The 21,627-nt window shown below is 54.7% G+C and carries 16 protein-coding genes; 6 read left to right on the forward strand and 10 right to left on the reverse strand.

Annotated elements, in window-relative coordinates; genetic code table 11:
* Positions 1 to 11: 11 nt before the first annotated feature.
* From HED22_RS14435 to HED22_RS14460, 6 genes are all read right to left on the reverse strand, one after another.
* Positions 12 to 1,739 carry a hypothetical protein gene (locus HED22_RS14435; protein WP_167723457.1) on the reverse strand — a complete coding sequence of 576 codons (1,728 nt, stop codon included), beginning with the start codon at positions 1,737 to 1,739 and terminating at the stop codon, positions 12 to 14.
* Positions 1,740 to 2,029: 290 nt separating this feature from the next.
* A complete protein-coding gene (locus HED22_RS14440) occupies positions 2,030 to 4,579 on the reverse strand; it encodes a tectonin domain-containing protein (RefSeq protein ID WP_167723459.1) in 2,550 nt (849 codons plus the stop codon).
* A gap of 418 nt (positions 4,580 to 4,997) precedes the next feature.
* Complete coding sequence (locus HED22_RS14445) at positions 4,998 to 5,978, reverse strand: helix-turn-helix transcriptional regulator (RefSeq protein WP_167723461.1); 981 nt, start codon at positions 5,976 to 5,978, stop codon at positions 4,998 to 5,000.
* A gap of 246 nt (positions 5,979 to 6,224) precedes the next feature.
* Positions 6,225 to 7,208 (reverse strand): hypothetical protein, encoded by a 984-nt coding sequence (locus tag HED22_RS14450; RefSeq protein WP_167723462.1) that lies wholly within the window; start codon positions 7,206 to 7,208, stop codon positions 6,225 to 6,227.
* A gap of 124 nt (positions 7,209 to 7,332) precedes the next feature.
* Entirely contained in the window at positions 7,333 to 8,118 is a 786-nt protein-coding gene (locus HED22_RS14455) for a zf-HC2 domain-containing protein (RefSeq protein WP_167723464.1), read from the reverse strand.
* Positions 8,115 to 8,639, reverse strand: coding sequence for a sigma-70 family RNA polymerase sigma factor (locus HED22_RS14460; RefSeq protein WP_254870064.1), 525 nt, complete (start codon positions 8,637 to 8,639; stop codon positions 8,115 to 8,117). The genes HED22_RS14455 and HED22_RS14460 overlap by 4 nt, the downstream gene beginning before the upstream one ends.
* A 200-nt stretch (positions 8,640 to 8,839) precedes the next feature.
* Here HED22_RS14460 and HED22_RS14465 point away from each other — a divergent pair, with 200 nt between their 5' ends.
* The gene (locus HED22_RS14465; RefSeq protein WP_167723468.1) at positions 8,840 to 9,679 is read left to right on the forward strand and encodes a hypothetical protein; all 840 of its coding nucleotides are present in this window, start codon (positions 8,840 to 8,842) and stop codon (positions 9,677 to 9,679) included.
* A 198-nt stretch (positions 9,680 to 9,877) separates the two neighbouring features.
* Here HED22_RS14465 and HED22_RS14470 read toward each other — a convergent pair whose 3' ends face one another.
* The gene (locus HED22_RS14470) at positions 9,878 to 11,092 is read right to left on the reverse strand and encodes an NADP-dependent isocitrate dehydrogenase (RefSeq protein WP_167723470.1); all 1,215 of its coding nucleotides are present in this window, start codon (positions 11,090 to 11,092) and stop codon (positions 9,878 to 9,880) included.
* A 420-nt stretch (positions 11,093 to 11,512) separates the two neighbouring features.
* Between HED22_RS14470 and HED22_RS14475 the strand changes: the two genes are divergently transcribed.
* A complete protein-coding gene (locus HED22_RS14475; RefSeq protein WP_167723473.1) occupies positions 11,513 to 11,686 on the forward strand; it encodes a hypothetical protein in 174 nt (57 codons plus the stop codon).
* A gap of 84 nt (positions 11,687 to 11,770) precedes the next feature.
* On the opposite strand, the gene HED22_RS14480 is transcribed toward HED22_RS14475, so the two are convergent.
* On the reverse strand, positions 11,771 to 12,412 hold the full coding sequence (locus HED22_RS14480; RefSeq protein ID WP_167723475.1) for a TetR/AcrR family transcriptional regulator: 642 nt from the start codon (positions 12,410 to 12,412) through the stop codon (positions 11,771 to 11,773).
* A 94-nt stretch (positions 12,413 to 12,506) separates the two neighbouring features.
* Between HED22_RS14480 and HED22_RS14485 the strand changes: the two genes are divergently transcribed.
* Positions 12,507 to 13,610, forward strand: coding sequence for an HlyD family secretion protein (locus HED22_RS14485; RefSeq protein WP_167723477.1), 1,104 nt, complete (start codon positions 12,507 to 12,509; stop codon positions 13,608 to 13,610).
* Positions 13,610 to 15,187: a DHA2 family efflux MFS transporter permease subunit gene (locus HED22_RS14490; protein ID WP_167723479.1), complete on the forward strand. Its 1,578-nt coding sequence runs from the start codon at positions 13,610 to 13,612 to the stop codon at positions 15,185 to 15,187. Before HED22_RS14485 ends, HED22_RS14490 begins: the two co-directional genes overlap by 1 nt.
* A 334-nt stretch (positions 15,188 to 15,521) precedes the next feature.
* Here HED22_RS14490 and HED22_RS14495 read toward each other — a convergent pair whose 3' ends face one another.
* Positions 15,522 to 16,499, reverse strand: coding sequence for a DMT family transporter (locus tag HED22_RS14495; protein WP_167723481.1), 978 nt, complete (start codon positions 16,497 to 16,499; stop codon positions 15,522 to 15,524).
* Between the two features lie 118 nt (positions 16,500 to 16,617).
* Positions 16,618 to 17,481, reverse strand: coding sequence for a LysR family transcriptional regulator (locus HED22_RS14500; RefSeq protein ID WP_167723483.1), 864 nt, complete (start codon positions 17,479 to 17,481; stop codon positions 16,618 to 16,620).
* A 102-nt stretch (positions 17,482 to 17,583) separates the two neighbouring features.
* On the opposite strand from HED22_RS14500, the gene HED22_RS14505 reads away from it, so the two are divergent.
* Together HED22_RS14505 and HED22_RS14510 are read left to right on the forward strand one after the other, a co-directional pair.
* Positions 17,584 to 19,194 carry a proton-conducting transporter membrane subunit gene (locus tag HED22_RS14505; protein ID WP_167723485.1) on the forward strand — a complete coding sequence of 537 codons (1,611 nt, stop codon included), beginning with the start codon at positions 17,584 to 17,586 and terminating at the stop codon, positions 19,192 to 19,194.
* On the forward strand, positions 19,191 to 21,617 hold the full coding sequence (locus HED22_RS14510; RefSeq protein WP_167723487.1) for a YbcC family protein: 2,427 nt from the start codon (positions 19,191 to 19,193) through the stop codon (positions 21,615 to 21,617). Before HED22_RS14505 ends, HED22_RS14510 begins: the two co-directional genes overlap by 4 nt.
* Positions 21,618 to 21,627 lie beyond the last annotated feature (10 nt).

The following is a 21,627-nucleotide window of genomic DNA, read 5'->3' on the forward strand; positions in this document are numbered from 1 at the left end:
AAAATAAAATGCTAACTGCCAAGCAATCGGTTCCGCACCATCGCTATATGTTGCTGGCCATTCTCGTCGTTCTGCCAGGACTGAATTTTCACATCTCCATTCCTGAACTCTTCGAAGAATTCGCGCCCCTGAAGCTTTTTAATGACTTCGCTAAAGGTTGCGCGCGGGGTAAACCAATCCTTGTGACGGTTTTCCAGACGTTCGATGTCCCGTTCAAGATCCGACATTTCTTCGATCATGGTGTCACGGTCTTCCTGAGCCCGACGGGCATAAAGCGGACGGCGTGGCGTCATCAGGATCAATACAGATCGTTCGAACTGGCGTTCAATGCGCTGTGAGAACAACAAATTGACAATCGGTATATCCATCAATCCCGGTACACCATCGGCTGATTTGGATGTTTCGCGTTCACTGAGGCCACCCAAAACAAGCGTCTCGCCAAACTTCATGGTGACGGTCGAATTGACATTGGTTTTGGTGGTATCGAGACGGAACTCAAACACAACCGAATTCGACGGATCGGTCAGGAAGGTACGTTCTGCGACCACATGCAAGCGGATCATGTCATCGGGCAGTATTTCCGGCGTAACCGCCAGCTTGACGCCAACCTCCTTTTGCACCGAAACACTGTCGCCATTGCCGCCAGAAACGGCAGCGGCCAAGATTTCAGTCCCCGAGAAGAATTCCGACGTTTGCCCGGTCTGGGCCACCAAGCTCGGTTTGGCCAGGACTTGATTGTCGGCATCGGCGGAGTTGGCAATATTGAGCGAGTACGTCACCGCAGGAATACTGATTGCGCGGGTGATTGTTTGCGTACTTTGTTCCAAGCCGGTGTTCAGATAATCCTTGGTCCGTGTGGATTCATAGCCAAATCCGGACGTCCCGGTCAGCGGATCCCCGAACTGCAACTGCAGCCCGTTCAACAGGTTGATGCCGCGCGAATTGCGGACATCTTCCTGTGTGCCGATCAGGACCACATCCACGACCACCATGCCGGTATCTGCAAAACCCTGTTGTGCAGGGTTTGCCGCACCATACGGGTCCTGCTGCTGAGCGGCATAGGGATCTGGTGCTGCGCCGTAAGGATTGCTGGAACCATAAGGATCTGGGGAACCATATGGATTTGCCGAGCCATAAGGATCACTGCTGCCATAGGGATCATTTCCATACTGCGCCAGCATGACCTTGGCATCACTGTCATAAAACGACTGCCACCCCTGGACGCGGCGTTCGAGATATTTGATGTTTTCCGGTCCCAGAACCGCCTTGCGATAGGCTAGCAAAAATGCCGATGCGCCTGTTCGGTCATCCATTGCCGCCAAAGACAATGCCGCAGCTTTGAGCACTTCGGGCTGTTGTTTGGCCTCGGGTGCCACATCCATCAAACGTTTTAATGCGGCTTCCGCCGTTAGGGGATCACGCGCGTAGTAAGACGCCGAAGCCAGACTATACAGTACTGCTGGGTCGTCATCACGATGAAGGGCGACCGCGGCAAAATAGGCCTGCGCAAGGCCATAGCGCCGTTGGTCCATATACAAAAGGCCCAGTTGGTAACTGGCCGACAGGTTACCCGGATCGAATTTAAGCGCCTGTTTGTAGCCTTGCTCTGCCAGATCAAACTTGCTGGCGTCGCCCTGCACCCCCATCAGGTGGTAGGTCAAGCCATTGAGAAACTGCAAATCCGGGTTGGTGACATCAAGCTTCAAGGCCAGATTGATCAAGCGTGATGCTTCATCCATCTTCTGGGCTTCCAGGGCCAAATTACTTGCGTGCACCAATTCCGAAACAGCATCCGCTTCGACCCCGGAATTAACAACAAACTGATTGCCTAGCTTTGTCTGTGCGTTGTTTAAACCCACCGTCTGGCACCCGGCCATAGTTACCAAGGCACAAACCGCAACCGTGCTGCGAAGAGACGTCATAAACAATCGCATCAAATACCTATTCCTGATGTTTCTTGTGCACGCTAGGTGCATAAAGTCGGCGTGCGTGCGGGTTGGAGCCTCAATGAGCCCCAACCCGTGACCGACTACTGCATTTGATAGATTTTATTGTTTTTGGTCAGCCGCCATACCTGACCATCGCCAGCACCAATCGCACTAGAGTCCGTTTCGTCTACAATCGGATCCCAGTCTTTCTTGGCCGCATTAAACAGGTAGGTTTTACCGTCCGTGCCAATGATCAACGCTGCACCCGGGATATCGACCGCGATATCGACGGCCTCGCCCGGAAGCTTTTGCCACTTCTTGTTATTGTCATGGACAAAGATATCGCCATTTTTGTTTACGACCCACGGTCGACCATTCCGATCAATGTCGATCCGTTTTGCCGTTCCCGGAAGTTTTTGCCAGCGGTTCCCATTACGGGCATGGATGGTGCCGTCAACGGCGGTGATCCAAACTCCGTTGGCACTGGCGCCAATATCTTGTGCCGCTGGGCCGGGGATTTGCCGCCACTTTGATCCTGATTGGGCAAATATCAGGCCCGCGTCGTTGATGACCCATGCGTCTTTATCTGAAACAGCGACACGGATGGCCGCACCGGCCATTTTGATCCATCTTTTTGCGGTCTTAGCGCGCTTGAAGATTTCATATCCACCGCCAGTTTTGCTTACACCGATGACATAGGTGGTTCCGTCCGTACCGATCGCAACATCGGTGGCGTCTCCCGGGATCAAGTCCCATTTCGTTGCACGACCCGCAGCGCCGACTGTACTGGTCGATTCAATCTGGGTTAACGTGATAGTGTCATTTCTAGTGTTATTTTGACCGCTATCAATAGCAGTATCGATTTCGAAGTTGCCGACAACAACCTTGCCGTTTTCAAACGTCACGCCGCTCTGTGCCTTATCAGACGGCATCAATTGCGCCCAGGTCTGTGTGTTCGGTTTGATCGACTTCTGGGTCATAAGCCCCCAGTTCGTTAATACCTCTGTCCGCCCGTTATCGGTCAATAGAAGGCGGGATAAATTTACGGGCTTTTTCGAGTTCGCCATGGCGTCAGTGATAATGGATGCCTGTTTGATCTGATCCAGGGCGATATCGGTTCCGATGCTGGCGACAATCGAGCTTGCGGTCAAAATAATCATTGTCGGCGCCATAAAGGCCATAGAGGTGGAAGCGATATTACTCGTCGTTGCAACTATTCTCGCTGTTTGTTCAATGCCTTCTATCAGGTGGGGAAAAATTGCTTGGCCAACCGTTCCCACCGCTTTGGCGACGGACGTTGATACAAGCGTTGCGGTCCCAAGCCCTACATATGCGACGACAACCGCAGCACCAGGCGCAAGCAACATGATATCGCCTACCTGGTCTTCCATTTGTGGCGGACGAACACCAATATCATTGGGATTCAATCCGTCTGACATACCTGGACGCACGACCTTCAAGCCGCGCTCCCAGCTTTGCCAGACGCTTTGCATTTCTGTCGCCACCAAAAGCCGGGATTTTTGGACGTACAAGGCCATATAGTTCAACAAATCCCTTTCAGGCTTGGTCTTTGGCCCTCTTTTGATCACGTTGAAAACATGCACATAAACGGCCGCCTTTAGGATCACCGATTCCTCGGGTTTCGTCAGGATCAGGTTCCAAGCTTCGGCTTTTAGCTCGTCTGTTTTGGCTTTATTGAGTCCAGCTGCTGCGATGTAATTGGTGATGCCTTCATCGATCAGCGTACGGTCCTTAATCACCTGGGCAACGATCTCATGGGCGCCAGGCAGACCGAATAACCCATTCGGTGTGCGTTTAGCGGGTTCCCAGCGCATGGTAAGGTATTCACAAGCCTGATTGGTCTTAACGCCATAAACCGACCGGACCGAATTCACCGGACATGACCAGCAGGTTCCCCCGTCGATGAAGTCGAAATGTTCCCCGGCCGGACATGATAAAGAGGCCATTTTGGTAGCCGGCACCAATGATTCATTTCGGAAACACGCTTGGTTTCCTGTTACCGCATTGACGGTGCGGCGGAAACCGTCCGGACAGGTGTAGCAGCTGCCATTGAGATCGGGGAACGACCCTTCGGGGCAAACCCGGTCGATGAATTCGGCCCGGCGCGCATCTTCAAAAATCTTGCCGCAGGCATTCCAGTCATCCACAGAGGACATGGTGCGTCCGAACCCGGTCGGGCAAGCCCAGCACTCGCCGCCGTTGCGACCGTCAAAGAACGACCCTTTGGGACAGGACTTATGCTTGCCAGTTCGCGTCGCGCGTGTGTATTGCGCGGAAATTTGCTTGGAACAGGCTTTCGGCGTATCGACCGCGAAACCGGTTCGATTGTAGCCGTGTGGGCAGGAGAAACAGGACCACGTCCCAATATCAAAGAAAGACCCGCTTGGGCAGCTGCCGACGGCATTACGGGTTTTCGTCGCCTTATCAAAACCACAAGGCGGCATAAGCTTACCCGTCTTCAAATCCATCGCACCGCAAATCACATGGCCTTCCTCTGGGGGCGGTCCGGATATGATGTCCAGTGATTGTGTCTTTGCATCAGATGCATTTGCCAAAGCACCGATAATGAAAACAGTCAGGACAAGTAAAGTTCGCCAGACTGTGTCCGCGGACCGAAAACGGGTTCCCATGGGTCATTCCTCAACCAAAACATGTTGTGTTTTTGCGCTCGAAATTTTGCGATGGATCGAAGATCAAAGCGCAAATGCCACGGGATTTTCCCATGGACTGAATTGAGGATGAGATGAGCCGGGATCCCCCGAAATGATTGCCTGACAACAGTTCAATCCGCGACACACCAAGTCTTTGCAGAGCAAGGCCAACGCGTTGAATGCTGTCAAAGAACAGTCCTGACCAATTTCAGGACTGTCCTTTGAACAAACTATTCCCCCACTATCCGTCACGTCTGAAAACAGTGACATGACGGCCCAATCCCCGCACAGAGAATTGAGCAGCAACCTTGATAAGGAAACATGTAATTGGGAGGTCTGATACGTTTGCTGCGTTTAGCGGATATAAGGTGCGCTTTCCGGATACTGCGCCCGAATTTCAGGTGTGTTTGCGGATGGTTTCAGATGGAAGTTCGCCAAACTCCCGGTAATAGTCCTGTGCAAATCGGCCCATATGGGTGAAACCCCATTTTTGGGCGATTTCAGAGACGGTTTTTCCGTATGGTTCCGACTTCAAAATGGCCCGGACCCGTTTTAACCGCACAGTACGTAAGTACGCCATGGGCGTGGTGCCAAAGGCGTCCATAAACCCTTTTTGCAGTCCACGATATCCGCATCCGGCCGCCGCCGAAATATCGGCAAGTCCCAGTTTCTTGTCCGCATGGGCGTGAATGTAATCGCGTGCCCGTTTAACGTAATAGGGCACAACTGCTGCAATAGAGCGACCATTGATGATGTCCTGATAGCTGTTGGGCAACAGGCTGAGGCATTGGGCGGTCAGGATGTCGTTCATCTGGGTCGTCACAATCGGGTTTTGCATCTCGTGCAAGGGCCCATCGAGCGTTTCGGCGACATAATGAACAGTACTGCGGAAAATGTTCCAGCCCGGTGTCGTTGAAACCATCACAGGATCAAACTCCAATCCCGGTAATTCGATATCTTCGCCAACCACAGAGCGCGCATAGTTTTTCAGCTTTTCCTTGGATAAACGAAGAACAAATGCACCGAAGTTATCTTCCTGGGCGCTTATCGGTTCAGCCAAGTCACGCATGAACCCTTGACCAGATGAGAATGTGAACTCTTCGCCGCAATGTTGGGCAATCCCCGAACCGCTGGTAACCATATATAACAGCAGTCCGTCCGGATCCTGTTCAGAAGAGGTTACACTGAGCCGGGGCACATCGAGAGACACATGCATGAGGCCAAGGTCGCCAGACTCTACTGCGGCAACACGGACATTAAGTTCCGCATTCGGCCCCTTGATATCAAAGTCATGTCGAGAGGCCAAATTCATGATGGACTCCCGGACCTCGTCGAGGTCGCCCGAAGATAGTATCGTGTGATTTTGAAGATAGCTCATTGCAGCTCAAGTTCCCCGACATGCATACTTGGAAAATGCCCACTCCGCAGATTACGAAGGCCCAAAAAAGGCTGTTTCCGATGCATGAATATGAGCCAATGATACGCGTTCGCCGGGGGATAATCTATTCCTGATTGATTGATCTTTCGCACAATCGCCGAAGGCAAAAAGTACCCGTCCGATAAATTCCGGCAGGAAATCTGTGTCGTCACAGTTCTGATTACAATTCAGACGGACTGGTCGACCTTATTGCCGGGCAGGTTCAGACACATCATCTTCCAGAACCCAGCCGTCATCCGTGCGGCAGGCCGATTTGACCTGCTGGCTGGTGCGGTTGCGTGCGGTGAGTTCCTGACGATAGGTCCTGCACCAAACGCCTTTGTCCGTCTGCACGGTTTGAAGCGGGGTGACAGCAATATCAAGTGATCCGAGCCGCGCGGTTTCAGCATCCCCCGATGTGTTGTTTTCCAGGGCGGTTTGCACGGTTGCGGCCAGAAGATCCTGCTGGGCTTGCGGTATTTTGGCGGGGGCGGGGCCAAATGTCAGCAATTCCTCGCTATGATCCTGTCCGGAATTCCATGAACGGTCGCGTTTGACATAAAAGCCGATTTCTGGCGCGTACCACCATTTGGTCGTCTGCATCCACCATTGTTTGTAATAGCGCGAACACTCGATCACATAGGTGTCAAAGGTGCCGGCCGGGACAGTGAGTGTTGCTGTTTCAGGCACTTGGCAGGTCAGCCATTGGTCAAATTCATTGACGTCACCGGTATCGGGATCCACATTTGCTGAACTTGTCGAAATCCGCACATGTGTTCCGTATTTCAACGGCCAGACAGTACCAGAGCCGTCTTTGACAAAAGCGGAGCCGGATCGTTTGCGATCTTCCTGATCCGTATAGGACCATTCAAGGATCGGGCCGGTGAAGTCGCTTGTCATTTCAAAAAGATAATCACCGCCACCATTCCAGACGATGCGGTCGTCCTTGATCTCTTCGACATAAATCGCGCGACCACCATCAAAAACAAACGCATCGCCTTTGCCAAATTCCGGCAGTGGTGCCGGGGGCAGGGTGGGCCCGTTGTTTTCAGGACGGTCGGCATACTGGCCAAGACCGTCATTGAGTTCGTTCAGGGAAGTGCCGATCTGATCAAGGGTTTGGCACGCGGGCAGCGAAAAAAGGCCCAAAACGCAAATAAGCGCCCCAAAATGGCGCACCTGTTTCGGCATATCTATGGTTCTGATCCTGCGCATCTTTTTATTTTGGCCGCATCATCGAGATGCGTCCATGTCTTAATTGTATAACCAGCAATGAAGAATAGCGGTGAAGAGCCTTTCGCCGCCATCCTGACGTTCAAAGTTTCTGTTCTGCGGCCGTGGGGGCTTTGGCGTCTGGCAGAGTTGACCCGGGGATCAATCGATAAACGGTTTCCCATTGCCCTTCGCTAATTCGACATGCCCGGCCATAAAAATTGTCTGCGCCGTTGACTCCTGCAACTGTCGGGAAGGTTACCTGATACTCGCGGCAGAAACGCTCCCCCTGACGGAAGGTCCGAAGCGGCTCGATCGAGATGGCGTCGGATGCTGTGTCTTCAACACCCAGAGACACCTTCCGAATTTCGCCACTTAGCGTCCTTTCGAGTGTAAGGCCGATTTCCCGATCAAGAAGTGGATTGTTTACCGGCGAATAGGATGCCGCGAGTGCGACGCTTGTGCCAATTGATGCGTTGGTCACGCTATCGTCTGACATCTGCGCGTTAAACCAGTTCCCGCCAACAAACGCCAGAAGCACAGCTGCGGCAGCACCGATGCCCGTCCAGACCGGTGTGTTGTTATTGGCACTTGTCCGGGGGCGTGCATCAATATCGCTCTTGCCAACGAAGTGCTTGGCTGGTGTCTTTTTCTGATCGAGAATATCTTCGATGTCCTGGGCCAGTTCGGGATAAACCCGATCTGCCAGAAGGCGTTCGGCCTGATTGCGCAGTACGACGGACTGACCTGCCATAACATTGAATTTCTGTGTCATGGCCGGACATTTGGCAATCCGGTCTTCAAGTTCGCGACATTCTGTAGGTGCCAGTTCGCCGTCAATATATGCCGACAGCAAAACATAGTCCCGATCTTCCATTTCTTTGCTCATGACGAACCTCTTTGAATGCTGTCTTTGTCCGTTGCCCTTCCATCATCGTCGTGAAGGGCGGCAAGTGTTTTTCGGGCTCTGGCGACCCGGCTCATGACCGTGCCGTCTGGCACACCCAGAATTTCCCCGGCTTCGCGATAGCTGTATCCTTCGATCAAAACCAGTGTCAGCGCTGCACGCTGTTCTTCGGCAAGGGACGCGAGGGCAGCCTGTAGAAACATTCTGTCGGTGCCGCCATGGCGTTGACCGGGAAGGGCGCTTTCGCGGGCATCTTCAAAAGACACCACATTTCCATGGCGCTGGTCGCGACGTTTTTCATCAATCCAGCTTGTCTGAATGATCCGGTAAAGCCAGCTGTCCAGTCGGGTGCCTTTTTCAAATTGCGCAATGCGTTCAACGGCTTTCGCGTATGCCGTTTGCACCAGATCTTCTGCAGCGACAGCATCGCGCGTCAGTGATCGCGCAAACCGCAATGCGCGCGGCAGAAGTTCTGCAAGCTCTTTTCTTAAAGCAGTGTCCAAACCAGACGTCCCATTCATGATCGCAGGCGCTATTTTTCGGTCTTCTTGTTCATATAACGATGGGGCCTTGGCGTTTCTTCCCCCAGCAGTTAAAAAAATGTCGCAAAAAATAATTTCGACCGCCGGGAAGAAAAAACGAAGTCCGTGCGTTGTCCTGTCAAATGAACGCGAAATTCACTGCCAAGGAAGTGGAGCTGACGATGTTGACCGTGAAAAAGAAAAGTCTGCGCACCAAGATCACGACAGCGGGCATTCTTGGATTTGGCGCCTTTGCGTTGGCTGTAACACCGCTTTCGTTCGACCTTGCCCAATTTGACCTCACCAGCAAAACCGCCATGGCACAAGGCCAGGGCAACGGTGGTGGCAACGGTGGTGGCAACGGTGGTGGTAACGGAAATGGCGGTGGTAATGGAAATGGTGGCGGCAACGGGAACGGCGGCGGAAACAGCGGCGGTCCCGGTGGTGGCAACGGAAACGGAAATGGCGGCCCCGGTGGTGGAAACGGTGGCGGCAACGGCGGTGGCAACGGCGGCGGGAATGGTCCCGGCGGTCCGGATGGCCCCGGAAACAGTGGCAACGCTGGCGGTGGTAACGGCGGTGGCAAAGGCAATAGTGCCGATGCGCCAGGCAAAGGTGCAGCAGCGCGTTCCAACGCCAAGGGTCTGGGTATGCAGGCCGGGGGCGTTGGGCGCGGCGCATCTGCCGCAGGACGCGGTGTCGCTGGTGAAAAAGGTACGCCACCTGGCATATCAACCGCACCGGGTCTTGCAGGTGCTTTGCCGCCGGGGATCCAGCAGGTCTTTGGCGCGGCAACCGGACCTGATGTTGCGCCGGATGTGGAACGCGAGATTATCACTAAAGGCTGGAAAGATCTGACCGCGCCGGGCGCCGGTGACGATGGCGACACGCCTGATGACGGCGAACCTGATTCAGGTGGCACCGGCGATACGGGTGACGCGGGTGATACCGGCGACACGGGTGATACAGGAGATACAGGAGATACAGGTGACACCGGCGATGCCGGAGATACCGCCTCCTAAGATGTCCCAGTTCAAAGCAGCTGATCCTGCTTTGACCGCCGCGGCCTGAGCCTGGGCCGTAGCAACTCGAAGCCCCGCCTGGCCCCCCGCCGGCGGGGTTCTTTTTGTCCGGCTTTTAATCGTGTCAAAACAAAACCCCTGCCAGTTTCCCGGCAGGGGTCTGTTTGATAGGCAAGACTGCCAGTCTGATCAGATCGATCAGCCCATTGCAGCTTTCAGACCTTCGTCCAGTTTGTCGAGGAACTGGTTGGTGGTCAGCCATTTCTGGTTCGGGCCGATCAGCAGTGCCAGGTCCTTGGTCATGAAGCCGGCTTCGACGGTGTCGACACAGACTTTTTCAAGGGTTTCAGCAAACTTGACGACTTCCGGGGTACCATCGAACTCACCACGGTATTTCAGGCCCTGCGACCAGGCAAAGATCGACGCAATCGGGTTGGTCGAGGTTTCTTTACCCTGCTGGTGCTGACGATAGTGACGGGTCACGGTGCCATGTGCTGCTTCTGCTTCGACGGTCTGCCCATCCGGGGTCATCAGAACAGAGGTCATCAGACCGAGCGAGCCGAAGCCCTGTGCCACGGTGTCAGACTGAACGTCGCCGTCATAGTTCTTACAAGCCCAAACGAAACCACCGTTCCATTTCATCGCACATGCAACCATGTCATCGATCAGGCGGTGTTCGTAGGTGATGCCAGCGGCTTCGAACTTGTCTTTGAATTCTTCCTGGAAGACTTCTTCGAACAGGTCCTTGAAGCGACCGTCATAGGCTTTCATGATGGTGTTCTTGGTCGAGAGGTAGACCGGCCACCCAAGGTTAAGACCGTAGTTCATGCAAGCACGTGCAAAGCCCTTGATGCTGTCATCAAGGTTGTACATCGACATCGCAACGCCCGAGGACGGGAAGTCGAAGACTTCGTGTTCAATGGCTTCACCGCCGTCTGCCGGCTGGAACTTGATGGTCAATTTACCTGCGCCCGGAACCTTGAAGTCGGTCGCGCGGTACTGGTCACCAAATGCGTGACGACCGATAACGATCGGCTGGGTCCAACCCGGAACCAGACGCGGAACGTTCGAACAAATGATCGGCTGACGGAAAACGGTACCGCCAATGATGTTACGGATGGTGCCGTTCGGCGACTTCCACATCTTTTTCAGATCAAATTCTTCAACGCGCTGCTCATCAGGGGTGATGGTTGCGCATTTGACACCAACGCGGTGTTCCTTGATGGCGTTTGCCGCATCAATGGTGATCTGGTCGTCGGTCTCGTCACGTTTCTGAACTGAAAGGTCATAGTATTTCAGGTCAATATCGAGATACGGCAGGATCAGTTTGTTCTTGATGAAGTCCCAGATGATCCGGGTCATCTCATCGCCGTCGAGCTCGACGACTGGATTCTTAACTTTAATCTTGCTCATAGAATACTCCCTTGCTGGCCGCGGCCGACATGCAGCGCGGCTGCCATTCAAGATGGTTAAATCTCTGTCTTCCGGCGCGCGAGGGAGCGCCCTGGCCGCGTCGGGAGCCCGCAACATACAGGAAGCCACCAGAAAATCAAAGAGGGCTGGAATACAACAATGTGATGAGGGCCACGAAACGCAGAATTCCGGGCGTTGCCAACGCAAACTTGAGAAGTTTGGCGTGCAAAAAAGTGCAATGATCCTGATCGCTTAGACGATTTTGGCAAAATGTTCGAAAAAACGGTCTATCGGCTTCACCATGCTGATTTTTATGATCCGGATCAATGAACGGATGGTCAGTTAACCGGTAATGTGATGCTATTGCCGCTGGACGGCGGAGACTCCGTTATCATATGACGCCATCAAAGGGGGACTACCATGAACATGACGACTGAAAACATTGCTGTCCTTGTGATCTGCGTCGTGGGTTTCTGCCTGCTGGCAGTTGGCTTTACCAATCGTGACCGCGACTGGGGTGTCGCCATGATGTGGGTTGGCGTCCTGACCATGCTGGGGCCGGTTGCGTGGCGATTATTGACGCTATTTGGATAAGAGCTTGTGCATAACGCGCCCTGAACGGGGCAGGGGGCGTGAACATGCATGTAACCAGAAAGAATTCAGGCTTGATCTGAGCGCTCAGGACGTCATTTTTTCCGGATCAAGCCCGTGGCCGCGCAGGAACATGTCCACGGCTGCAATCACATGGCTGCGCAGATCCTTTTCCTGTGGTTCCCAGTCGATATAGGACATTTGCCGAATATCGTAGTCCGCCTTGATCAGGCTGGAAAAGAACACGGCGGCTTGCCACGGATTGCCCTTCGGGAAGTTGCCATCAGACATCTGACGTTCGAAATAGGACGCGATATAGCGGCGACCGGTCATCAGTCCGCTTTCATAAAAGACCTTGCCCAGTTTCGGGAAGCGCGGCACCTCGGCCAGAAACAGTCGCATATAGCGAATGGTGTCGGGCATGGTCAGAAGCGTCATCAGTGTTTCGCCGTAATGGATCAGGGCCGCGCGAAGCGGCATATCCGACATTTCAAGATCACTCATGACAGAGGTGATTCGACCCGTGCAGTCGCGAATGACTGCTTCGAACACACCATCCTTGTTGCCAAAAAGTTCATAGATCGTACGACGTGATCCCCCGGCCTCGGCTGTGACCATTTCCAGTGTCGTACCGGCAAGTCCATGTTCGCAAAACAATTCCCGTGCCGCTGCGATGATCGCTTCACGGCGTTTCAGGGTTCTTGGATCTATCTTCTTGGTGTCTGACACAGGGGGATTCCGATTCCGGACTTGACGTTTGGTACTGGATAGTACCATAAATACACAAATGGTACTGATCAATACCAAAAGGAAAAATCAGGCGATGAGTGTGAAAAAGATCATTCTGCCCCTGATCGCAGCGGCGATTATCGGTGGCGGTGGATATTACGGGTACTATTGGGTGACCGAAGGTCAGTACCATGAAAGTACCGACAACGCCTATCTTCAGGCGGATGAAGTCGCCGTGTCTCCCAAGGTATCAGGCTATGTTGGTGAATTGCGGGTTGGGGAAAACCAGCCGGTGCATAAAGGCGACCTTTTGCTGACCATCAAGGATGAGGATTTCCGCCTTGAGTTGGCCAAGGCTAACGCGGCCCTTGAGGCGCGCCGATCCGCTGTTGGTACCATGGAACAACAGATTGCCCTTCAGGATGCCGCGATCAAGCAGGCGCGCGCCAATGTCGATATCGCGCGGGTCGAACTGGAACGCACCAGCGACGATTTCAAACGTTACGAAGATCTGGTCAAAAAGGGTGCGGCCAGCCGTCAGAAATTCGATTACGCCAAGGCCGATCGTCAAACAGCACAGGCAGAGGTCGCGGCCGCCAACGCGACCTTGGCGGTGGAAAAGGGGCGCCTTGGTGTGTTGCGCGCCCAGAAAGTCGAGGCCGAGCGTGCGGTAAGTCAGGCCGAAGCCGCGCGTGATCTGGCGCGACAGGCCCTTGATGATACCAAGATTTATGCGCCGTTTGATGGCGTGGTCGGCAATCGTTCGGTTCAGACCGGCGCACTGGTCCAACCGGGTGAGCAGCTTTTGGTGCTGGTGCCATTGCCGGGTACCTATATCGTCGCGAATTTCAAGGAAACCCAGATCAGCCACATGGCCCCGGGTCAGAAAGTCTCGGTCGAGGTTGATGCCTTTCCGGATGCCGAAATTATCGGCCATGTCGCAAGTTTTGCCCCGGCGACAGGCGCGCAGTTCAGCCTGTTGCCGCCGGAAAACGCCACCGGGAACTTCACCAAAATCACCCAGCGTGTGCCGGTCCGAATTGAGCTTGATAACAGCAAATGGGCCAAGGCATTGCGTCCGGGCCTGTCGGTGGTTGTCAATGTTGATACCCGCAATGCCAACGGCGAGGAAGAAACCGCCGGTATTGGACTTGCACAGGGTGTGGTCCCGATCGCGGAACTCTCGGAGCGCAACTGATGGCAACCGCGTCCGAGGCATCGGTTCATCCGGAAAGTCGGCCCATGGAAACCGCCCAGTTTGTTGGTTGGGTGGCGATGGTGGTCGGCATGTTTCTGGCGATCCTCGATATTCAGATCGTGGCCAGTTCGCTTGAAAACATTCAGGCCGGATTGTCAGCAAGCCCGGATGAGATCGGCTGGGTGCAGACCAGTTACCTGATTGCCGAAGTGGTGATGATTCCGCTTTCCGGGTTTCTGTCCCGCCTGATGTCAACGCGTTGGCTGTTCGTGATTTCGGCCCTTGGCTTTACCGTGATGTCGGTGGCGTCCGCCTTTGCCTGGTCGATTGAAAGCATGATCTGGTTTCGCGCGCTGCAGGGGTTCCTTGGCGGGGCGATGATCCCGACCGTCTTTGCCACCACCTATATCATCTTCCCGCCCGAAAAGCGTAATACAGCCTCGGTCATGACCGGGTTGATTGCCACCCTGGCGCCAACCATCGGCCCGACCCTTGGCGGGTTTTTGACCCAATCATTGTCTTGGCACTGGCTGTTTCTTATCAATGTCATTCCCGGCCTGATGATCGCCGCTGTTGTTGCCATGACCCTGCGCGTGGATCGCGGGGATATCGGGTTGCTTAAGGGGTTTGACCTGCGCGGTCTTTTGTCGATGGCAGTGTTCCTGGGCAGTCTTGAATATGTGCTCGATGAAGGCCCCAAGGATGACTGGTTTGATGAAACCGCGATCATTTACGGCACCATCACCTGCGTAATTGCCGGGATTTATTTCTTCTGGCGGATGTTTACCTATGACAAGCCGATTGTGGATCTGAAATCCTTTGCCGATCGCAATTTCACCATGGGATGTGTGTTCAGCTTTACACTCGGTGTCGGGCTTTATGGCAGTGTCTATCTGATGCCGCTGATGCTGGGCCGCGTGCGGGGGTATGACAGCCTCGAAATCGGGATCGTCATGGCGGTGACCGGTATTACCCAGTTCCTCTCAGCACCGATTGCCGGGAAAATGACCGCGAAATATCCGCCGCGTGTGGTGCTGGGCATCGGACTTGCCCTGTTTGCAGCCGGCCTTGCCATGCATGGCTTCAACACCAGCGAGGTCTCATTTAACGAACTGATCTGGCCGCAGGTCGTGCGTGGGGCGGCATTGATGTTTTGTATGTTGCCCGTGACCAACCTGGCACTTGGCACCTTGCCACCCGAAAAGATCAAAAATGCCAGTGGGCTTTATAACCTGATGCGCAATCTCGGTGGGGCAATTGGCATGGCGGCGATCAATACGCTGCTTGATAAGCGGATCGATTATCATTTCTCGATCTTGTCCGACCACATCAACCCGGCCAGCACGGCCTTCAAGGATTATCTTGCCACACTTACCGCACGGTTTGGTGAAATGGGTCTTGCCGATCCGCATGCAGCGGCAATGAAATTCATCGTCAATATCGTCAACCGTGAAGCGTCGATCATTTCATTTAATGACGTCTATCTGGCGATGGCGGCGGCATTTGTGATGGCCTTTATGTTGCTGCCATTTGCCAAGCCAACACGCGCGACAGCCGGCGGCGGTGGCGCGCATTAAAGGACATCCATCGCATCAGGACAGACGAAACAAGCCGCACATTCATCCCCCCGACCCCGCGAGCTTCCCCTGCTCGAGTGCGGCTTGGCCGACCTCCTTCCCCGGAGGTCGGCTTTTTCTTTTCGGTTTTATGATAGTTCGTCGGTCGCGCCCCAAAACGTGAAACGCCCGGGCTTGTGCACCCGGGCGTTTTTGCCTTTCGGGGGGTACACCGAAAGACGCAGGATGTCGGGGGACATTGTGACTGGGGAGGGTCACATGTTCTCTCCGATGGAGGGGAGAGATGCATCCTGCAGGGAGGCCGTAGTATCTGCTTTCTTACTGTCTTGCTTGGTCAGCTCGCGTTTTGAGCGACCGGGTTGTCTGAAGTCGCCACGCGCAATTTGGTCCTTGCGGCGTGGCGGTATTTTGAAACTGTTATCTGGATAATCCCGATCATCACCAAAAGGGAAGAGATCCAGAACACACTGTCATGGACAGGTGTCGGGGTAAGGTCGAGTTTTGCTGCCAGCATCTCAAGGCCCAAAAGGACAAAGGGCAGGATGCTGGTTGAAAGAATGTATTTCTCAACCCCCGCCGTTTTGATCGAACGCAGTGTCAGAACCATTGCTGGTCCGCGAAGCAGAATGCCGATCAAAAGCCCGGCAAGCAGCGTTTCCGTGCCAAACAATCCAGCGGTCGAGATATAGGGGATCGGAACCGGGCTGATGAAATCGATCACAGGCGGTGCGATCAGGAAAAGCGATGCAGTAATCAAAAGCAAGACGCCGGTAAAACGCAAATGCGCCCAGGCATCCTTGATCTGATTGTTCGGGTGAAGTTCTGCCACAACCGATGACGCAACCGCGGTGACTTCAGATGCCAGCATCAACAGGACTGCCGGGTTGGAAAAACCGCCGGGCAGATGCATGGTCAGCCAAAGAGCACCGCCAATCAAAATCGCATGCCCGAACCACTCGGAACGTCCCGGTGTTCGCCCCAAGATAAAGGTCGCGGCAATGGCGGCCAGTGGCATGCCGGTTTGCGACAAAATGCCACTTTCCGGGGCACTGATATACAAAAGTGCTGCCGTCCAGCTTACGCCGGTAAGCACGCGCAAAAAGCCATACATCCAATTGATCGGAAGTGTGAATTGCTGCCAGGGGATCCTTCGACCCGGCGCAATCAGAATAAGTGCCACGCCGCCAAAGACCAGTTGCCAGCAGGTCATGGCATAGGCGTCAACGGCAAAGCTGGTAAGCGCGATGCGGTTACACACCAGCATCAGGGCCCAGACCGTTGTGGTGCTCAATAACAGGATCAATACAGGCATATGAAGAATTTTTAAAAGTTATGATTATTTGCCATGTTGCATCAAACGCGCACAAAGCGCGACAAGATTTTTTGATCAAGGCTGAAAAATAAGTAACGGAACGGGCTGGGTCCTGACCCTAGCAAACCATGGCCAGTGCAGGATTGGGGAAACGCCGACGCATTGTTACCGCATAGAAGGTTTCAACGATGTCGGGCAGAACAAGGGCTTCGATCAGCTCGCCCCTGGCGATTTCGTCCTTGACCACGATTGGGGGAATAACCGCCAGTCCGGCCCCTTCACGTGTCAGAAGTCGCATCATTGCCATATCGTCAACTTCGGCTGCAATTTGTGGCGAGATTTCCAGACGATCACAGAGCGCATCGAAGTCCATGCGCATGCCGCTTGAAGAAGACGGCAGGATAAGCGGTACCGTGCGCAGCAGGTCTTCAAGCTTGTCATCGGACGTGCAAAGCTTTGGGGTGCCGATCAGACCAACAGGTTGGGTATCAACCGTCTTCACCACAAACCCCGACAGGGCATCAGAGTCAGGCGGCTGGTTGGTCAAAACAACGTCAAGCTGATGGGCGGTCAATGCGTTCAGCAGTTCCGCAGAGCTGCCGGAACGCAAGATAAGTTCGATATCGGTGTTGCCCAGAACGGGTGCCAGAAAAGACAGCTGAAAGTTACGCGACAATGTTGAAATGGCCCCGACCCGCAGTGGGCGGCGAACGACGCCAGACTGTTTCAGGGTGTGGAGCAACTCACGCCCGGTGGCGAAAATTGCGTCTGCATGGTCAAGCGCAATCCGGCCTGCCTCGGTCAGGACCAGGGATCGACCGCGGCGTTCGAACAATTTTTGCCCAAGCCGTTCTTCGAGCTGCTTGATCTGACTGGAAAGTGCGGACTGCGACACATGCAGCTTTTCGGCCGCACGGGTCAGGTGCCCTTCATGCGCAACGACGTGAAAATACCGCAGGTGGTGATAATTGAACTCGGCCATATCGTTCACTTAAACAGAACAAAACAATACAATCTATATATTTTTATTCAGTCTGTGTCTGCCCCTATTGTCTGCTGAACGCGTGCAGAGGGGGGATACCCATTGGATTTGTCATTATTTTTACCTGTTCTGACCATCGCAAGCCTTGTGGCTGCCGGTTTGGTCGGGTTCTGGAATGCAGAGCGGTTATCGCGGGCACATGAGCAAGCGATCAAAGCGCTGGCACTGGTTGGTCTGGCAAGTGCCATCGGAAGCGGGATTGTTCTGGCAATCGGTGGCGAGGCGCGTGCGAGCGTGCCACTGTTTGGCGCGGTTCGTTTCGAGCTGATGATTGATATTGTCAGTGTGACCATGCTGTGCCTGGTGGCATTCCTGGCATGGGTTATTCTGGCATATGCCATCAGCTATCTGCGGGCTGAGCAGGGGCAGGGGAAATTTGTCGGCTATCTCGGTTTGACGCTGGCCAGCGTGACGGCCTTTGTGCAATCGGCAAACCTTGTTCAGCTGGGCATCTTCTGGATCACCACCAGCATTCTTTTGCACCGGTTGCTGTTGTTTTATGGCGATCGGCCTGCGGCGAAGCGTGCACAGCGGAAAAAATTCGTCATCGCCCGGCTTGGCGATATTGCGCTGATTTCGGCGATCACCCTGACATATCTTCAATTTGGCAGCGTGGACATTCCAGCGATCACGCAGGCTGTTCAGGCAACTGGTTTTGACGGTTCTGTCGGGTGGATTGTTGGACTGATTGCCATTGCGGCGGTCATGAAGTCTGCGCAATTCCCGACCCATGGCTGGATCATCGAGGTGATGGAAACCCCGACCCCGGTTTCGGCCCTGCTGCATGCCGGGATTGTCAATGCTGGTGGGTTTCTTTTGATCCGGTTGTCTGATCTGGTTGTGGCGGCCCCGAATGTCATGATCGTTATTGCGATGGTCGGTCTGGTGACGGCCGTCTTTGGCAGTGCGGTGATGATTACCCAGCCTGCGGTGAAAACCCGTCTGGCCTGGTCGACCATTTCACAGATGGGGTTCATGATTCTGCAATGCGGTCTTGGGCTGTTTGCGCTGGCCTTGCTGCATATCGTCGCGCACTCGCTTTATAAGGCATACGCGTTCCTTTCATCCGGCGGGACGGTCGAGAAAATCCACGAAATGCGAAAATGCGGACCGCAGAAGTCGGCAAATATCGGAAAGCTTGCGGTTTCCTTTGCGCTTGGATTGGCTGTCGCAGCCGCTGGTGGCGTCCTGTTTGGCGGTGTTTCGCAACCGGCCCTGATGGCGGTCAGTGTTGTGGCGATCTTTGCCAGCCACCAGTTTGTCTTATCTTCCAGTCGCGACACGACGATTTCCCGTGGTCTTTTGATCGGCGCCCTGAATGCGGTGGTCGTCTGTTTGGCCTATTTCGGTTTCCATGCGCTTGCCCACCACGCAGGCGTCGCAAACTTCCCGGTTTGGCAGGGCAGTGCAGCGGCCCTTTGGGTCGTCAGCATCATCACCATCGTCAGTTTTGCCCTGCTTGGCTTTATGCAGATGTATCTGCTGTCAGGCGCGCAGCCTTCGGCAAGATTGGCCCGGTTTTATGTCCATCTCAGCAACGGCTTTTATATCAACCCGGTCATTGATCGGCTTAGCGGCACATGGCGCATTCCGGGGCGCATTCCCGGGCGCATCACGGCAAATGCCCTTAAATCAGGTGGAGAAAAATCATGAATGTCACGGTAAGCGCCCTTGCGTTTGAACACGACAGCAAAACGCATGCCTCCATCAATGAGGCCATCGAGCGGGCCGTGGGCAATATTGCACCTGCCTGGCCGCTTGAAAGCACTGTTGCGGTTAATCCATTTGTCGGGCAGGCGTCGCAGCGTCTGGCAGAAGTCGCAGCCCTGCATCAGAAGCTGATCGGGACCGATACCCTGCAACCAGCAAATTGGTATCTCGACCAAATCCGGTCCGGCGTGATTTCACAACAGTCGCTTGAGGCGGCACTTGCCAACGCGCCGTATCGCAATAAGCCACACTCGATTACGGCCCTTGAAGATTGTCTGCGTCAGGAACAGAAAAGCGGGCAAAAGGTCCCGACACTGGCCGATCTGGCCCAAGAGGTGACCGGTACCGACTGGCCAACGATTATCGAAGACTGCGTCGGACGCTGGGCTGCGGGCTATTTCGACCGTGGCGGTGCGCTTTGGACGGCGGGCACTCAATCGGCAACCGCGTGGGAGGCCTGGCAGTTCTGGGCCAGCACGGATCGCACCGCCGAGATCCTTGGCCTGACCGATTTTCGCACCATCATCGGCGATCTTCCGAATGATGCCATGTCCGCGATAGAAGAAATCATCGCGACCTTGAACGCGCATCATGTCGGTCTTGATGGCCAGTTGCATCAGGCTTTGCTGTCAATCAATGGCTGGGCGCAGCATGGGCGGTATTTGCGCTGGATCGCCGAGCTTGATGGTCGTTCGGATGACACGATCATTGATCTTCTTGCGGTACGGCTGAGCTGGGATTTCGCGCTTTATCAGGCGTTCCAGTCGGGGACTGAGGCCGCTTGGCGGGCGGCGTTGGCCGACCTTGCAAAACCAAATGACCCGTCAACGTTCGATATTGCGCGCGAGATTGCACAGGAAGCCTACGAACGGTCGCTTCAGGGCAAACTTGCCAACCAGCTTGTCGGTTTGGATGAAGGCGCGTCCAAGGATACATTGCCATCCATTCAGGCCGCCTTTTGCATTGATGTCCGGTCCGAGGTATTTCGGCGGTCGCTTGAGTCAGTGTCAGGCGACATCAAGACCCTTGGCTTTGCCGGGTTCTTTGGCCTGCCGGTTGCCCATGGGGCCGCGCATTCGGCCCTGACCGAGGGGCGCTTGCCGGTTCTTTTGTCCCCCGGGTTGCAGACATGTACCTATGGCAAAAAAGATGGGGACGGGATTGTTGAGACGCTGGCCCACAAGGCCACGCGCCCCTGGCATCATGTCCGGACAGCGGCCTTGACATCCTTTGCCTATGTTGATGCGATTGGCCCGACATACATCTGGCAGCTGGCAAAACGCACGCTTGGTTTGGCGGGCGCGAAAAAGGGGACGGAAAATTCGTCAAAGCCCGTCATCAAGGAGGCCCTTGATGACGGCGCAAAGTGCGACATTGCCGAAAAGGTGTTGCGGGCCATGTCATTTACCGATGGGTTCGCAAAAACCGTCCTTTTGGCCGGTCACGGCGCGAATGTGACCAACAACCCGCATAAAAGTGCGCTTCATTGCGGGGCATGCGGTGGTCATGCGGGCGATGTGAATGCGCGGCTGCTCGCCAATCTGCTCAATGAGCAGATTGTGCGTGACGGCCTTGCCGAGCGCGGCATCGTCATCCCGGATGAGACCGTCTTTGTCGCGGGTCTGCATGACACAACAACCGATAGCGTGACGCTTTACACTGCCGATATTGATCGCGCGGTTGACCAGGCGCAGCTTGAGCGGTTGTCAGAAGTCGTTGCACAGGCAGGCGCCCTTGCACGGACAGAGCGGCAAGCGCGCCTGCCCGGTGCACAGTCCGAGCGCGACGTGATCGCACGGGCGGCCAACTGGGCGGAAACGCGGCCGGAATGGGGGCTTGCCGGGTGCAAATATTTCATCGCAGCCCCGCGGAGCTATAGTGCCCATACCAGTCTGGCGGGGGAGAGCTTCCTGCACGACTATGATCACCGGGCAGATCAGGCCAATGACTATCCCGTGCTGGAACTGATCCTGACGGCACCTGTGGTCGTGGCAAGCTGGATCAGCCTGCAATATTACGCTTCAACCGTGGCGCCGGAGCTTTATGGATCGGGCAACAAGTTGCTGCATAACGTTGTTGGCGGGATCGGTGTCTATGAAGGCAATGGTGGGCAGCTTAGAACCGGCTTGCCAATCCAGTCAGTGTCAAACGGGGATGCGTTTGGGCATGAAGCGGCACGGTTGACGGTGTGCATCGATGCACCGACTTCGGCCATCAGTGACGTGCTTGCAAACCATCCCGATGTGCGCGCGCTTTTTGACAATGGTTGGCTTCATTTGCTTGCCTTTGGCGAAAACGGCAAGCTTTCCCAACGTTACGTGGGAAATCTGGGCTGGGAAAGCATCCCTGCGAACACGGGCATCTGACAGGGTCTTG

The organism is Thalassospira sp. HF15, from assembly GCF_011806525.1.
Taxonomy (GTDB): Bacteria; Pseudomonadota; Alphaproteobacteria; order Rhodospirillales; family Thalassospiraceae; genus Thalassospira.

Bases quoted from the DNA above. Each gene is read 5' to 3' on its own strand.
- HED22_RS14455 (WP_167723464.1), bottom strand. From the start codon at position 8,118: ATGAGCAAAGAAATGGAAGATCGGGACTATGTTTTGCTGTCGGCATAT.
- HED22_RS14500 (WP_167723483.1), bottom strand. From the start codon at position 17,481: ATGGCCGAGTTCAATTATCACCACCTGCGGTATTTTCACGTCGTTGCG.
- HED22_RS14490 (WP_167723479.1), top strand. From the start codon at position 13,610: ATGGCAACCGCGTCCGAGGCATCGGTTCATCCGGAAAGTCGGCCCATG.
- HED22_RS14465 (WP_167723468.1), top strand. From the start codon at position 8,840: ATGTTGACCGTGAAAAAGAAAAGTCTGCGCACCAAGATCACGACAGCG.
- HED22_RS14470 (WP_167723470.1), bottom strand. From the start codon at position 11,092: ATGAGCAAGATTAAAGTTAAGAATCCAGTCGTCGAGCTCGACGGCGAT.
- HED22_RS14445 (WP_167723461.1), bottom strand. From the start codon at position 5,978: ATGAGCTATCTTCAAAATCACACGATACTATCTTCGGGCGACCTCGAC.
- HED22_RS14450 (WP_167723462.1), bottom strand. From the start codon at position 7,208: ATGCCGAAACAGGTGCGCCATTTTGGGGCGCTTATTTGCGTTTTGGGC.
- HED22_RS14475 (WP_167723473.1), top strand. From the start codon at position 11,513: ATGAACATGACGACTGAAAACATTGCTGTCCTTGTGATCTGCGTCGTG.
- HED22_RS14485 (WP_167723477.1), top strand. From the start codon at position 12,507: ATGAGTGTGAAAAAGATCATTCTGCCCCTGATCGCAGCGGCGATTATC.
- HED22_RS14435 (WP_167723457.1), bottom strand. From the start codon at position 1,739: ATGGATGAAGCATCACGCTTGATCAATCTGGCCTTGAAGCTTGATGTC.
- HED22_RS14440 (WP_167723459.1), bottom strand. From the start codon at position 4,579: ATGGGAACCCGTTTTCGGTCCGCGGACACAGTCTGGCGAACTTTACTT.
- HED22_RS14495 (WP_167723481.1), bottom strand. From the start codon at position 16,499: ATGCCTGTATTGATCCTGTTATTGAGCACCACAACGGTCTGGGCCCTG.
- HED22_RS14510 (WP_167723487.1), top strand. From the start codon at position 19,191: ATGAATGTCACGGTAAGCGCCCTTGCGTTTGAACACGACAGCAAAACG.